The sequence below is a fragment of the Parachryseolinea silvisoli genome (assembly GCF_021190955.1).
GTDB classification, from domain to species: Bacteria; Bacteroidota; Bacteroidia; order Cytophagales; family Cyclobacteriaceae; genus Ohtaekwangia; species Ohtaekwangia silvisoli.
In genome coordinates this window covers 604,683-619,727 of record NZ_JAIOAO010000001.1, presented here as the reverse complement: position 1 = coordinate 619,727, position 15,045 = coordinate 604,683, and the positions used below count along the sequence as shown (strand labels likewise).

The 15,045-nt window shown below is 53.9% G+C and carries 11 protein-coding genes; 5 read left to right on the top strand and 6 right to left on the bottom strand.

Translation table 11 applies throughout. The features are described from left to right. Position 1 precedes the first annotated feature (1 nt). The 5 genes from K7P01_RS02590 to K7P01_RS02570 all read right to left on the bottom strand — a co-directional run bounded on the left by K7P01_RS02590 (position 2) and on the right by K7P01_RS02570 (position 5,748). Positions 2–796, bottom strand: a complete 795-nt coding sequence (locus K7P01_RS02590; protein ID WP_267289518.1) for a PASTA domain-containing protein — start codon at positions 794–796, stop codon at positions 2–4. 27 nt (positions 797–823) lie between these two features. After that, positions 824–1,912, bottom strand: a complete 1,089-nt coding sequence (locus tag K7P01_RS02585) for a D-alanine--D-alanine ligase family protein (protein ID WP_267289516.1) — start codon at positions 1,910–1,912, stop codon at positions 824–826. A 101-nt stretch (positions 1,913–2,013) separates the two neighbouring features. Then, a complete protein-coding gene (locus K7P01_RS02580; protein ID WP_267289515.1) occupies positions 2,014–4,188 on the bottom strand; it encodes a M43 family zinc metalloprotease in 2,175 nt (724 codons plus the stop codon). Positions 4,189–4,343: 155 nt separating this feature from the next. Then, positions 4,344–4,604: a NifU family protein gene (locus K7P01_RS02575; protein ID WP_254087689.1), complete on the bottom strand. Its 261-nt coding sequence runs from the start codon at positions 4,602–4,604 to the stop codon at positions 4,344–4,346. A gap of 52 nt (positions 4,605–4,656) precedes the next feature. Continuing rightward, the gene (locus tag K7P01_RS02570; protein WP_267289510.1) at positions 4,657–5,748 is read right to left on the bottom strand and encodes an Mrp/NBP35 family ATP-binding protein; all 1,092 of its coding nucleotides are present in this window, start codon (positions 5,746–5,748) and stop codon (positions 4,657–4,659) included. A gap of 160 nt (positions 5,749–5,908) precedes the next feature. Here K7P01_RS02570 and dnaG point away from each other — a divergent pair, with 160 nt between their 5' ends. The 5 genes from dnaG to K7P01_RS02545 all read left to right on the top strand — a co-directional run bounded on the left by dnaG (position 5,909) and on the right by K7P01_RS02545 (position 13,242). Further along, the gene (gene dnaG / locus K7P01_RS02565) at positions 5,909–7,855 is read left to right on the top strand and encodes a DNA primase (RefSeq protein WP_267289508.1); all 1,947 of its coding nucleotides are present in this window, start codon (positions 5,909–5,911) and stop codon (positions 7,853–7,855) included. A 54-nt stretch (positions 7,856–7,909) separates the two neighbouring features. Next, on the top strand, positions 7,910–9,136 hold the full coding sequence (locus K7P01_RS02560; RefSeq protein WP_267289506.1) for a bifunctional 3,4-dihydroxy-2-butanone-4-phosphate synthase/GTP cyclohydrolase II: 1,227 nt from the start codon (positions 7,910–7,912) through the stop codon (positions 9,134–9,136). Further along, on the top strand, positions 9,133–9,807 hold the full coding sequence (locus K7P01_RS02555) for a hypothetical protein (RefSeq protein ID WP_267289504.1): 675 nt from the start codon (positions 9,133–9,135) through the stop codon (positions 9,805–9,807). The genes K7P01_RS02560 and K7P01_RS02555 overlap by 4 nt, the downstream gene beginning before the upstream one ends. A gap of 17 nt (positions 9,808–9,824) precedes the next feature. Then, the gene (surE, locus tag K7P01_RS02550; protein WP_267289502.1) at positions 9,825–10,673 is read left to right on the top strand and encodes a 5'/3'-nucleotidase SurE; all 849 of its coding nucleotides are present in this window, start codon (positions 9,825–9,827) and stop codon (positions 10,671–10,673) included. 406 nt (positions 10,674–11,079) lie between these two features. Next, positions 11,080–13,242 carry a glutamine synthetase III family protein gene (locus tag K7P01_RS02545; RefSeq protein WP_267289500.1) on the top strand — a complete coding sequence of 721 codons (2,163 nt, stop codon included), beginning with the start codon at positions 11,080–11,082 and terminating at the stop codon, positions 13,240–13,242. 134 nt (positions 13,243–13,376) lie between these two features. Here K7P01_RS02545 and K7P01_RS02540 read toward each other — a convergent pair whose 3' ends face one another. Beyond that, positions 13,377–15,029, bottom strand: a complete 1,653-nt coding sequence (locus tag K7P01_RS02540) for a S41 family peptidase (protein WP_267289498.1) — start codon at positions 15,027–15,029, stop codon at positions 13,377–13,379. Between the last annotated feature and the right edge of the window lie 16 nt (positions 15,030–15,045).

The window sequence follows — 15,045 nt, the reverse complement described above, 5'->3', positions numbered from 1 at the left end:
CTTAGTCTTCGTCTTCAGGCGGTTCAGTTCCGGCTTTGCCTATCCATAGCGTAACGACGTCACCTACCTTTACATTTTCCCCGCCCTCTGGTTTTTGTTTTAGCACAATCGGTTTATAACCGACCGTATCGCCACCGACCAGTTCCACATCGCCCAGGTTGAGGTTAGCGCCAAGGATATACAGTTTGCCATCTTCAAATTCCTGGCCAACCAGGTCGTCAATTGGAAAGGGCCTGCCATTGTTTCCACTCTCCACCACCAGGTCGATCACCGATCCTTTGGGAACCCGTACGTCCGGCTCGATGTGGGCGCCTTTGTACTTCATTTCTTTTACGACGTTAAAAGGTCCCGGCACCTGCACAATGCGACCGCGCTTCAGCTCATTGCTTTGCAACACAGCCTCCGCATTCACGATCGAGCCATCGACCAGGTTGGGTACCGGCACCGTGGGCGGATTGATCCGGTTCACCGAGATAAAGATCTTGCGACCTTCTTTCACCTTGGCGCCCGCGTGTGGGTATTGTTTTAATACCGCCAGCGGTGGATGTTCCGATGAATACGAAGAATCGTTCACTTCAAACCGCAGATCCTTGGAACCGAGGAAACTCTCCAACTGGTTGATCTGCATCCCTTCGATGTTGGGCACCGTAATGGTCTCTCCATGATTGGTAGCACGGGGCAGATAGCTGAAGAAAAATATAACGATCAGCACCACAATGATGATCAGCGCCAGCAGGATGCTGAGTAAAATGCCCCCCAGGGTGTTGCGACCGTACTTTTTATAAATGAAATTCATGTATGCAGGAATATAAATAAACGGCGACTAGAATTTGAGCGACGACTTGAAATCGCGTTCAATACGCTTGCCGCGATCGTACCGTTCTTGCGCCAGTGTCAGCAGGCGGGTAATGAGCTTCGCAAAGCTTACGCCGCGCTCTTTCCACATCACCGGGAACATGCTGGAGTTGGTAAAGCCGGGGATCGTGTTGATCTCGTTGACATATACCTTGCCTTTTTTGTCGAGGAACAGGTCGACGCGCGAGAAGTCCTCGCAGTTCAGAGCCTCAAATGCTTTCACAGAAGCCTTGCGGATTTTTTCGGCCACAGGCTTTGAAAGCTTGGCGGGCACGTCGATGCGCACGGCATCCGGATCCACGTACTTGGCGTCGAAGGTATAGAACTCGTACTTGTCGCTGATCACCACCTCGCCCGGGTACGACGCTTCCGGCGGATAGTTGCCCAGGATGGCACACTCGATCTCACGGCCCGTGATATATTCTTCGACAATCACCTCGTTGTCGTAGCGGAAGGCATCGTCCAGCGCCTTCTTAAAGTCGTTGCGCGTCTTTACTTTCGAAACGCCCACCGACGAACCCAGGTTGGCAGCTTTCACCATGAAGGGCGCGCCCAGCTTTTTGGCAATGCTGTTGAACGTATACTTGTCTTTCTCGTCGTAGCGGAAGGTAAGGAAGTTGGTCACCGGCAGACCGGCCTCTTTTAATAGGCGTTTGGAAACGATCTTGCTCATCGACATGGCCGAGCCGGTCACACCCGTACCAACCATGGGAAGGTCCATGGCTTTCACCAGACCCTGAATGCTGCCGTCTTCGCCGTCGGTGCCGTGCAGCACCGGGAACACGATGTCGGCCTGAAAGCGCTCGCCGGTCTTCAGCACGATAAATTCCGGCTTGCCCGGGTTCAGCGAAAGTGCCAACGGCTGACCATCCTTCTGGATGTCTTTGCTGACACCGCTTGTCAGGAACCACTGTCCGGCAGTGTTGATACCGATGGGAAGAGGCTCGTATTTGTTCTTATCAATGAATTCAAAAATGTTGCGGGCTGAATTGATGGAGACGCCGTGCTCAACGGACCGGCCGCCATAGAGAATGGCTACTTTCTTCTTTTTAGGCATTCAAAAAATGTTTATTGCCGAAAGATAATGAAACCCTGCGCATAATGGCTCACAGAAAGCCAGAACCAGCAGTTTTCTCGCCTTTTTACCGGGGCATTGGATTATTGACCGCCGCGCACAAAACGCGTGCTCCACACCTGGGTGGAGGTACGGACACGCACGACATAAACACCCGGGCGAAGGGCATCTACCGGTACGGCGTGGTTCTGGTTGCGGGCATCACCCAACGACTCCTGGCGCACCAGCTTGCCCATGGCATCGATCACTTCAATGGAAGCGCTGGTCTCGTCCTGGAAGTTAAAGGCAATGTAGAAATTGTCGCTGGCAGGATTGGGATACAGCGTGAAGGGCTGGGGCACAAAGAAGTTGAGGTTGTCGAGGTAGAAGTTATTGCCGTTGCCATTGGTAAAGACAAACGCTATGCGCACCTGCTCCTGGCCGCCGTAGGCATCCAGGGTAACGGATTGGTTATTACTCCAGGCGCTGGCCGCCGTGGGCTTCCACTCCGTCGCTTGACTATCCCCGCTGTTTAAGGGCAGGGTATATAGCGTGGTAAAGGTCGTGCCGCAGTCGGAAGATGCCATGACCACCACGTTGTCGGAGAACCCCGGGCGGCGGCGGTACGACCAATCGAAGAACAACGTGGATTTGGCGGTCTGCGAAAAATCCAGCACCGGGCTTACGTACCATGCCTGGTCCGACAGCAGCGGGTCGTCGAAGCCGTTGAAATACACTGCTTGGTTGTCATTTGTCAGGTCGACTTTGCCGCTGTTGGTTTTTACATGTTCCCATACGTGCTGGCTGACCGGGTTCACCGTAGTCCAGAGAAGCGAATCCTGGTTCTCGAATGTTACCTGCATCGGTATGCTGCCGCGGGTATCGTCCCAATAGGTTGTCTGCGACCGGTCGTTGTCAAAGGGACTTTCGTCGTCCAGACCGTTAGGCTCCGTCAAGGTAAAAGATAGCTCGTTATGTAGTCGGGAAAAGGTGATGCCCGTGATGGTAATATCCAGGTGTTCTCCGGTAGCCAGGTTGAGATCCGAAAATGATCGGACGATCGGCGTGCCGCCATTGACGGTATAAGACAGGTTGAAAGAGGTAAGCGGCAGCGTACCGAGATTTGTCGCGCGCAGCTTCGGCGTGGGGGTGGCGTTGCAGGAGATGACGGGTAAGTCGAGGATGGACGTGATGGCAACGTCGTTCGGAACAGGATCGTGCGGCATCAGCCCATGCGATGTCAGCAGCGACTTCCGGCGCGGACTGTTTTCCAACACGGTCACCATGCGGCTGATTTGCCCCTGCGTAAACAGGTTCATGCAGGCGTCGTCGGTATAGTCCATGTAGTTTTGAAACATGGGCGCTTTGCTGTTACACCATTTGCCCGCGGGCGACAAGGGATGGCTGGGACAGTCATACGTCTCCGTACGTTGGGCCGGTGTATCGTCCACATAGTCGGTGCCGGCACAATTGTCAATATCGCCCCAGATATGGCGCAATCCTAAAAAGTGGCCGATCTCGTGCGTGGCCGTACGGCCGCGGTTATACTTTGTGTCGAGCCCGGGAAAAGTACCGTAGCCTTCGAAGGATGAGCCAAAGTCTTTGTAGCTGAAAACGACACCATCGGTGGCGGCTAATTCCTGTTGATAATCTTCCAGGCCGGCCAGATCAGAGATGGGGAATTGCGCATATCCCAGGTATCCCGATAATCGGCATACCCAAATGTTGAGATAGTCTTCCGACGGCCAATAGCTTTGCGCTTTGAGCTGCGTGTTGTCGTTGATGGACCAGGTGGCTTTCGAGCCTTTTACGCGCACGATGCCGTTGGTGGGGCCACCGTTCGGTGTTTGACGGGCTAATACAAATTCAACAGCGATACTTCCGGCCACGCCGGCGAAGTCGGAAGGCGTCTGGTCAGCGTCAGTATTCAGGCGATTGTAATCTTTGTTGAGGACGGCGATTTGAGAGAGTACCTGGTCGTCGGAGATGTTACCGCCGACTCCTACGGCCTCACCGTTGTGAACGATGTGTACCACGACGGGAATGTGATAGGTGGAAGCTTGCGTGCGTGCGCCGGCGCGTACGGCGATCTTTTTCTGAAGCCACGACTCGAAGTCGCGGTTGACGGGAAGTTTCCTTCCCTGTACCAGCTGCTGCTCATACTCCACCGTGGCACAGCGTTGCTGCGCAGAAAGATCCAATGAGAAGAGTAAAAGAAAGAGGCAACCGAGCGAGGTCGACCACCGGAGGCTGGAGTGTAGTACAGATAAGGCCTTCACAGAGTTAAGCGTTCAGCAGCATGCCATGGTTAATGGTTACAAGATACTAAGAGTAACCCGAATGGACGATGCTGAAGCCGGATAGTTCACCGGAAATATAGACGACTGGCGTCTTTTCCGCTACGGCTGAAAGGGTGAGCGAGACACAAGCAGGATCAGCGTACTACGGCCGTGAGGTTGATCACTTCGATCGACCGTACTTCCGGCACCGCTTTGCGGATGGCTTCTTCTACCCCCGCCTTAAAGGTCATGGTAGACATGGGGCAGCTGCCGCAGGCGCCCATAAACTCCAGCCGAACCACATGGTCTTCGGTGATCTCGTGGATCTTCACGTTGCCGCCGTCCGCCTCCAGGTAGGGGCGAATGGAGTCCAGAGAAGCTTCAATCTTTTGGGTGAGGTCGCTAATGGTATTCATCGGGTAATGTGTTCTGCCTGCTTGGTAATGTAAAGGTAGTACTTCTGCGCGGTTATCCTGCAACTTCCGTCAGTGCCGTAGGCTGCCCCGCATTGCGTATGGCGATTTGCCGGGCCAGTGTCTCCGCCAGCGTCTGGAAAGCTTCCGCCATCGGCCCTTCCTTCAAGGCGGCCGGCAGGCCGCTGTCGCCGCTTTCGCGGATGCTTTGCACCAGGGGGATCTGCCCCAGGAAAGGAACCTGATATTGCGCCGCTAAGTTCTTGCCGCCGTCTTTTCCGAAAATGTAGTACTTGTTGTCGGGAAGCTCTTCGGGTGTGAAATACGCCATGTTTTCAACAATGCCCAGGATTGGCACATTGATCTGAGGCTGCTTGAACATGCCGATGCCCTTTTTAACGTCTGCCAGGGCCACTTTTTGGGGTGTCGTCACGATCACGGCACCGGTCACCGGCACGGTCTGTACCATGGTCAGGTGAATGTCGCTGGTGCCGGGAGGAAGGTCGATCAGCAGGTAGTCCAGGTCGCCCCAATCGGCGTCGCTGAAAAATTGCTTCAGCGCCGAGCTGGCCATCGGGCCACGCCACACCACCGCGCTATCGGGCGGCGCCAGAAAGCCGATCGAGATCAGCTTCACACCGTATTGTTCAATGGGAATAATAATGTTCCGGCCGTTGATCTGTTTTACAGCAGGCTGCTCATGCTCGCAGTTAAACATGGTGGGTACTGAAGGACCATAAATGTCGGCATCGATCAACCCCACCTTGGCGCCCGCTTTGGCCAGCGATACGGCCAGGTTCGCGGTGATAGTTGATTTACCGACACCCCCTTTGCCAGAGGCCACCGCAATGATATTTTTTACCCCCGGCAGCAACGGCGCGTTGTCGCGCAGCGTCGTGACGGATGAGCTCATGGTTATGTCGAGCGCAACGTCCTGACCGATAACGGCTTCGACGGCGTTGACACAGTCCTGACGGATCTTCTCTTTTAAGGGACAGGCCGGCGTCGTCAAGACCACCGTGAAGCTCACCTTGCGGGGATCCACTTTCAGGTCTTTAATCATGCCCAGGGTTACCAGGTCGCGTTTCAGGTCGGGATCCTCTACCGTCGAAAGGGCTTTTAAAATATCGGATTGGGAAAAACTCATGTCTGGGGAAACAGCTAAATCATCAAAAAAGTCTCAAAACCGCTGCAAATTAGTACGAAAATTGTTTACACCGACCGACGCCCCTTGAATCATTGATTAGTATCTTTGAACCCGGCCTTGGTTCACCTATTTTCCCTCAGGCCGGAGCGAACCGACCAGCATGATCAGCCGTGAAACGATAGACGAAATCCGGAGCAGACTGGATATTGTGGATGTGGTAGGCGATTTCGTCACCCTGAAGCGCTCGGGACAGAACTACAAGGCCCTTAGCCCGTTCTCGAACGAAAAAACCGCTTCGTTTTACGTCGTTCCCTCCAAAGGCATTTTTAAAGACTTCAGCAGCGGCAAAGGCGGCGACGCCATCACCTTCGTCATGGAGCACGAGGGCATGAGCTATGTGGAGACCCTCCGCTACCTCGCCAAGCGTTACAGCATCGACCTGAAGGAGGACCACCAACGGTCCGCCGAAGAGCAATCGCAATACACTGAACGCGACAGCCTCTACGGGCTCATGAACTACGCCAAGGATCAGTTCAAGGACCTGTTGTTTAACACCGACGATGGCCGCGGCATCGGCTTGAGCTACTTTCGCGAACGCGGCTTCAACGACCGCACCATCGAGAAGTTCGAGCTGGGCTACACGCTCGACGCCTGGGACCACCTCAGTAAGAAAGCGCTCGGTATCGGCTATACCGACGACCTCCTGGCGAAAGCCGGCCTCATCGTCAAACGGGACGACGGCCGTTTCTACGACCGCTTCCGCGGCCGCGTCATCTTTCCCGTACACAACCTGTCGGGTAAGGTCATTGCGTTCGGCGCGCGCATACTCACTAAAGACAAGGACCAGCCCAAGTATATCAACTCGCCGGAAACGGACATCTACCACAAGAGCCATGTGCTCTACGGTATGTACCAGGCGAAGAACGCCATCCGCCGCGAAGACTTCTGCTACATCGTAGAAGGGTATACCGACGTGATCTCCATGCACCAGGCGGGTATCGACAACGTGGTGGCCTCGTCGGGTACGGCGTTTACCGAAGAGCAGATCAAGCTCATCCGTCGGTTCACGGAGAACGTCACCGTGATGTTCGACGGCGACGCCGCCGGTATCAAAGCGGCCCTGCGGGGTATTGACCTCGTGTTGAAGGGCGGTCTCAATGTGCGCGTGGTACTACTGCCCGACGGCGACGACCCCGACAGCTTCTCCCGCAAGATGGGCACCACCGAGCTGAAGCAGTACCTGAAAGACCACGCCAAGGACTTTATCTCGTTCAAGATCGACCTGCTGGCCCAGGAGTCGGGACACGATCCCATTCGTCGCGCCGAGGCGATCCGTGAGATCGTCACCAGCATATCGCACATACCCGATCCCATCAAACGGTCGGTCTATATACAAGAAACGAGCACCCTGCTGAAAATGCAGGAGGATGTATTACAGACCGAGCTCAACAAGATCACCTTAACCGAACGGCAGAAAACCGCGCCGGCAGAAAAAGGCCGCAACCGGAATGTGCCCGGACCGCCCCCGGACGATGCACCGCCGGTCTTTGTGCCCGGTGAAGACGAGCCGGTATCGACCAGAAGCATTGCCGCCAAGATCGAACGCCAGGAACGCGAGTCCGTGCGTCTGCTGTTATGCTATCCGGAAGAGGCCTTTGAGCCAGACGTGCGCGTGATCGATTATATGGTGGCTGAGCTGGAGGATGTCGAATTCGATAATTATATCTACAAAGAGATTTTTACCGCTTTCTTAGATAATTACCGCAACGGAGTGGTCATCGATCAGATGCACTTTATGGAACACGGCACCTCCGACATAAAGAGTATCGTGGCGGAATTAACAACGCGGCGCTATGAAGCCAGCAAGGGGTGGAGTGTGGAGAAAATCCACTTTCCAGAAGAGAAGGAAATTGTTCATGACGCTGTATATTCCTGCGTCATTCGGTTAAAGTACTATAAAGTTCAGGGCATGATGGAAGGCAAATTGCAGGAAATAAAGCAGGCCGCCACGCCGGAAGAGGAAGAGGAACATTTTACCATTTTTATACAGCTCAAAGGCGCTGAGCAAGAGCTCGCCGCCATCCTGGGTATTGTTGTGTCGAAGTAACGGAACGGACCTATATAATTTTTTGTTCACCACCTACAAGTACGAGATTTTTATATGAATCAGATAAAATTGAACACGATAGAAGAGGCACTGGAAGAGATTAAGAACGGGAAAGTGATTATCGTGGTGGACGACGAGGATCGTGAGAACGAAGGTGACTTTATCTGCGCGGCCGAGTGTGTAACGCCGGAAATCGTAAACTTTATGGCTACCCACGGCCGGGGGCTTATCTGTGCGCCGCTGATCGAAGACCGTTGTGAAGAGCTGGGGCTCGACCTGATGGTGGGCAAAAACACGGCCGCCTTCGAAACACCCTTTACCGTGTCAATCGATCTGATCGGCCACGGTTGCACCACGGGCATTTCCGCCCACGACCGGTTTAAAACCATCCGCGCCCTGGTCGACCCGGAAACAAAACCCGAAGAGCTCGGCAAGCCCGGTCACATCTTTCCGCTGAAAGCCAAGCGCGGCGGCGTGCTGCGGCGCAGTGGCCATACCGAGGCTGCCATTGACTTTGCCCGCCTGGCAGGGTTTAAACCGGCCGGGGTACTGGTCGAGATCATGAACGAAGACGGCTCCATGGCACGCCTGCCCGACCTGGTAAAGGTGGCCGAGCGTTTTAAGCTCAAACTGGTGTCGATAAAAGACCTGATTGAATACCGCCTGCAACAGGAGTCGCTCATCCGCCGCGAGATCGAAGTGGACATGCCAACCGAGCACGGCCACTTCCGCCTGGTAGCCTTCGAGCAGACCAATACCGGCGACGTACACATGGCCCTGGTCAAAGGCACGTGGGCCAAAGACGAGCCCGTGCTGGTGCGCGTACACTCCTCCTGCGTCACAGGCGACATCTTTGGCTCCTGCCGCTGCGACTGCGGCCCGCAGCTTCACCGCGCCATGGAAATTGTCGAACAAGAAGGAAAGGGCGTGATCCTGTACATGAAGCAAGAGGGGCGGGGCATCGGGTTGCTGAACAAGCTCAAGGCATACAAGCTGCAGGAGCAGGGACTCGACACCGTGGAGGCAAACCTGCAGCTCGGCTTCGACATGGACGAACGCGACTACGGCGTTGGCGCTCAGATTCTTCGCAGCCTGAACCTCTCCAAAATCCGGCTCATCACAAATAATCCTAAGAAAAGGGTTGGACTAATGGGCTACGGTCTTGAAATTGTGGATAATGTTCCGATCGAAATTGTACCCAATCCGCACAATGAACGTTATTTGTTAACGAAGCGCGATAAGCTCGGACATACTATATTGAGGACAACAAAAACTAAATGACAGGACAACGATTACCGGCCAGCCTCTCACATAAGAATTCGGTACTCCGTGCCGTCGGGTTGTTCCGGGTCGTTCCAGTATTGCTGTTATTTTGTGCCTGCTCCGGTGCCCGGGCGCAGGAGTGGCCGTTTGAGCTGTGGCACGAGGGCAAGGTCGTGCTGCTGGAAGGGGACACCCTGCGCGGCCTGGTGAAATACGATATGCAGCAAGACCTGCTGCAATACAACGGCGCCAGCGGTCAGAAGGTCGTGGCCTACTCCGCCCGTAAAGTGCTCTTTTTTGAGATCTTTGATGTCACCGTACATCGCTATCGCCAGTTTTTTGCATTGCCCTTTAATACGCCCGCCGGCTACAAGTCGGCCGTGTTCTTTGAGCTGCTCGAAGAAGGCAAGATGACGCTGTTGGTGCGCGAAGCACTCGAATATAGAACCTATACCAATCCGTACTATGTAGGCTCGTACTCCCGCCTGGTGTTGGTGTATAAATACTTTTTTATGGACGACAACGGTAAGATCGAAGAGTTTACCGGCGACAAACGCGACCTGCTGGACCTGATGGGGAAAAATGCAGACGACGTGGAGAAATATATCAAGACGAACCGGCTAAAAGTGGACGAAAAGTACGACTTTGCCAAGATTATAGCCTATTACAACTCACTGTACGGCACCTAGCCGACGACACCTTCCGCATGAGCAACGCCAAGCCCCTTATTCTGGTCTCCAACGACGACGGTATTACTTCCAAAGGCATCCTGACCCTGATCAATGTCATGAAAAGAATCGGCGATGTGCTGGTGGTAGCCCCCGACAGTCCGCAATCCGGTATGGGCCACGCCATTACAGTAGGGGAGTCGCTGCGACTGGAAGAGAACTTCATCTTTGAAAACGTTCAGGCCTTTGAATGCTCCGGCACACCGGCCGACTGTGTAAAGATGGCGCGCCACTTTGTATTGAAAGGCAAGCGCCAACCCGACGTTATTGTCAGCGGCATTAACCACGGCAGCAATACTTCCATCAGCGTATTGTACTCCGGTACCATGTCCGCGGCCATCGAAGGCGCCATTGAAGGTACACCCGCCATTGGCTTCTCGCTGTGTGACTACTCGCACGACGCCGACTTCTCGCATACGGAGGCTTACATCGAAAAGATCACCCGCGAGGTACTGGCCAAAGGCCTGCCCAAGGGCGTAGCCTTGAATGTTAACTTCCCGCCCGCCAGCCAGGGTGCGATACAAGGCATTCGTATCTGCCGGCAGGCCAACGCCAAGTGGGAGGAAGAATTCGACCAGCGCTTCGATCCGAACGGTCGCCGCTACTTCTGGATGGTCGGCGCCTTCGTAAATTTTGACAAAGGCGAAGACAACGACGAGTGGGCTATTGCGAATAACTATGTGTCCGTGGTGCCCTGCCAGTTCGACCTGACGGCCCACACCACCATACCACTTTTGAACGAGCAGTGGACGATCCTCGACCGCGCCGATAGTACCCACCCCGAGGTGAGTGAATACCGCCATCCGGGTAAAGAAGGCCACGCATAAAGAAAGAGATTGCTGGCGCAAGTCTTCCGACCGAAGGGAGGGCGACTTGTGACTACACCCGTAGGCAGTCTTCAGACTGCCGAAGCCCTGGTGGACATTGTTATCAATTCATAAGTTGTTTCTTCTAAAGCACTCTATATTCCCCAAAGTTTATCGCATTTCGTCCGTTGATGCGCCATAAAATATTCCGCACAATAACGATTGAACCATATTTTTTCGCAGCTTTTGAAGGGCCAATCTGACACCTTCATAATTTTCGCCCGGATGCCTTAAAAATTAACTAGTCGCAAACGTGTTCTTAACAAAAAGTTAAAATTCTGCCATCGTTTGTAGGGAAGGTGTTAAAAAAATGAAATAGATTTGGCCCCGTAGATCAATTTTACAACCACCTTATTACAACCATCCTATGGCGCATTTACGATTTGAAGCTCTGAAAAAACTGAGCGAACGCCCCCGGGTGCATGTTGACCTGCCCAACCCGAACGTTGCCAAATTCTTTGGCGAGAACGTATATGGTATGGAGCAGATGCGTGCCACACTGGCTCCGGCTCTCTTTAAGAAAGTAAGCCAGGCAATTAAGAACCACGAAAAAATTGACGAGACAACGGCTGACGCGGTGGCTTCTGCTGCCAAAGCATGGGCCGTTGCAAAAGGTGCTTCGCACTTCACACACTGGTTCCAGCCGATGACGGGTGGTACGGCTGAGAAGCACGACTCCTTCTTCGATGCCCTGGCCGGTATCGAAAAGTTCAAAGGCAGCGAGCTGGTACAGCAAGAGCCTGATGCTTCCTCGTTCCCGAGCGGTGGTATCCGCAGCACGTTTGAAGCACGTGGCTATACAGCGTGGGATCCTACCTCGCCGATGTTTGTATACGGCGCAACGCTGTGTATCCCGACGGTATTCGTTTCTTATACAGGCGAAACCCTCGACACCAAAGCACCCCTTCTGAAAGCCCTCAAAGCCGTTGACCTGGCCGCTACCAAAGTATGCCAGCTCTTCGACAAAGACATACAACACGTAGTAGCCTCCCTCGGCGCCGAGCAGGAATATTTCGCCGTCGACAAGGCCCTCTTCGACGCACGTCCTGACCTGGTCATGGCCGGCCGCTCTGTATTCGGTCATCCTCCTGCCCGCGGTCAGCAAATGGAAGACCACTATTTCGGCTCGATCCCTTCACGTATCTATACGTTCATGAAGGACTTTGAGATCGAATGCTGGAAACTGGGTATCCCCGTACGTACCCGTCACAACGAGGTGGCTCCCAGCCAGTTCGAAGTGGCTCCGCTGTTCGAGGAAGTAAACGTGGCCAACGACCACAACCAATTGATGATGGACGTGATGGCACGCGTAGGCGACCGCCACGACCTGCGCATCCTCTTCCACGAGAAGCCTTTCGCAGGCATCAACGGTAGCGGCAAGCACAACAACTGGTCCCTGATCACCGACACCGGTGTGAACCTGTACGCCCCGACCAGCAGCGCCCGCGACAACCTGATGTTCCTCACGTTCTTCGTGACGACCGTGAAGGCAGTACACGCACACGCCGACCTGCTGCGCGCCAGCATCGCGACGGCGGGTAACGACTTCCGCCTCGGTGCCAACGAAGCACCTCCGGCGATCATGTCGACCTTCATCGGTTCACAAATGTCGGCCGTACTCGACGAGCTCGAAAAGAACGGTAACGTGAAAATCGAGAAGGGTGACAACATGTACATGAAACTGGGTATCGACCAGATCCCGGAGATCATCCTCGACGCAACCGACCGTAACCGTACTTCGCCATTCGCTTTTACGGGTAACAAATTCGAATTCCGTGCCGTGGGCAGCAGCGACAACTGCGCGATTCCCATGACCGCCCTGAACACCATCGTGGCCGAACAGCTCGACCAGTTCTACACCGCGGTGAACAAGGAGATCGAAAAAGGTGAAGAAAAACGCCTCGCGATCGTAAACGTGCTGCGTCAATACATCAAAGAATCAAAAGCGATTCGCTTTGAAGGCGACGGATACTCTGACGAGTGGGTGAAAGAAGCCGCAAAACGTGGTCTGAGCAACGTTCAGAATACGCCTCGCGCCCTGGATTTTTACCTGACGAAGCAGTCCCTGGCCCTCTTCGAAAAACACGGCGTAATGTCACACAGAGAGACAGAAGCCCGCGTAGAGATCCGCCTCGAGAACTACATGAAGCGCGTGCAAATTGAAGCGCGTGTGATCGGCGACCTGGCGATGAACCACATCGTACCGACCGCCATTGCATACCAAACCAAGCTGATTGAAAACGCAAACGGCCTGAAAGGCCTGGGCGTAGACAACACTGCCGTGGTACAAACCATCAAGGAAATCTCCGGTCACATCGATACGATCAAAAACAACGTACGGGCCATGATCGAAGAGCGCAAGCGCATCAACAAAGAAACCGACGCTCACAAGCGCGCCATCGGCTACTGCGATGACATCAAAGAAAAATACTTTGAGACCATCCGCGACGCCGTCGACAAGCTCGAGCTGCTGGTAGACAACGAAGACTGGCCGCTGGTAAAATACCGCGAGCTCCTCTTCCTGCGCTAATGCCGCACACAGTATCTGCAAATAAAAGAACCCCGGCCAAAAGCCGGGGTTCTTTATTACAGCGTGAGTGTGAGCGCGAGAGCGAAGAAAAAACGGAACGTGTTCGCTCTCGCGCTCACACTCGCGCGTTTTTCCTACTGCATATTCAAAATCTTCTTATACTGAGCGCTACCATGAAGCACCTCCACAGCCTTCTTCACGTCATCATCATATTTAAACCCAGCCTCAATGCTCCCTTTCTCCAAATGATACCGTGATACAACATCTTCTTCCAGCAGCATCTTAATCTCGTCTTTATACATCATCAGCTCGTTCTTCTTACTTTCCGCAATTCGCGTCTGAATCTGGTCCAGCTGAGCTTTCAGATCCGTATAGTATTTTTCCTTCTTCGCCTCTTCCGCAAACTGCTGCAGCTCATATTCCAGGTACGACTTATACTGATAATTCTTATCCTTCATCCAAACGACAAAATCCTTATAGTCCTCATCGCTCAGCGTAAACGTCCGCGGATCCACTGCCTGCGGATGCTTCTGCACATACAGCGTAGCGTAGTTAAACAGCAACCCCCGCTCAAACAACATCTGCGTCAGCATATGCGCTTCAGGAGATTCTGTCTTAATATCCGGATCAATACCACCACCATCATATACAACTCGACCCGCAGAGGTCTTAAAAGCCTTCTTCAACGAATCCGGAATTGAACCCACACTACCATCTTCGCGACGATGTGTATAGTCCAGCACCTGGATGCAACGGCCGGTAGGCGTATAGTACTTCGCCGTCGTAACCTTTAGCTGTGCATTGTAAGAAAGCGGCCGGCTCACTTGCACAAGCCCTTTACCATACGACTTCTCGCCGATGATCACCCCGCGGTCATAATCTTGCAGCGTACCGGCTACAATCTCCGAAGCCGAAGCACTCCCGCGATTGATCAGTACACTCACTGGTATCTCCGTGTCCACCGGCGCGTTAAGCGTTTCATAGTTCAGGTTGTTCTCCGGTATTTTGCCTTTGGTGCTGACCACCAGCTTGCCCTTTGGCAGGAAGATGTTGGTGATATTCACGGCTTCGATCAAAAGCCCGCCCGGATTGCCGCGCAGGTCGAGGATGACACTTTTCGCACCCTGCTCTTTGAGGGAGATCAACGCGATCTTTACTTCTTTCGCGGCATCGGGTGTAAAGTCAGAAAGTTGAATATAGGCGACATCCGTGGCCACCATGCCGTAATACGGCACATTGTTAACCTTGATCTTCTCGCGCTTAAACTGCAGCGTTAAGGGTTGCTCCACGCCGGCACGTTTTACGGTAAGTGTTACCGGCGTGCCGACCTGACCTTTCATCAGGTGGCTGGATTGCTCGCGGGATAGTTTCGCCAGCTCGGCATCGTCAATTTTGAGGATCTCATCACCGATGCGCAGTCCGCCTTTCTGGGCGCCGAAGCCTTCCATGATCATGGTCACGACCGTGCGGTTGTTGATCTCGCGGGTAATGGCGCCGATGCCCCCGTACTGGCCGGTGTTGATCGTGCGGAAGTCTTCCACCTCATCTTCCGGAATATAGTTGGTATACGGGTCGAGCGAGTTCAGCATAGCATCAATGCCCGTGCGCACCAGCTTATTGGGGTTGACATCGTCTACGTACAAGGCGTTGACCTCCTTGAACAGGGTCGCGAAAATGTCGAGGTTCTTGGCTATTTCGAAATACCGCTCGGCAGGCTTGCTGGCGGCCAGCAGGGCCACGGTAATCAGCAGGGCGGAGGATAGGAGGATTTTTTTCTTGGTGTTCATGCACGGATACGGTCTA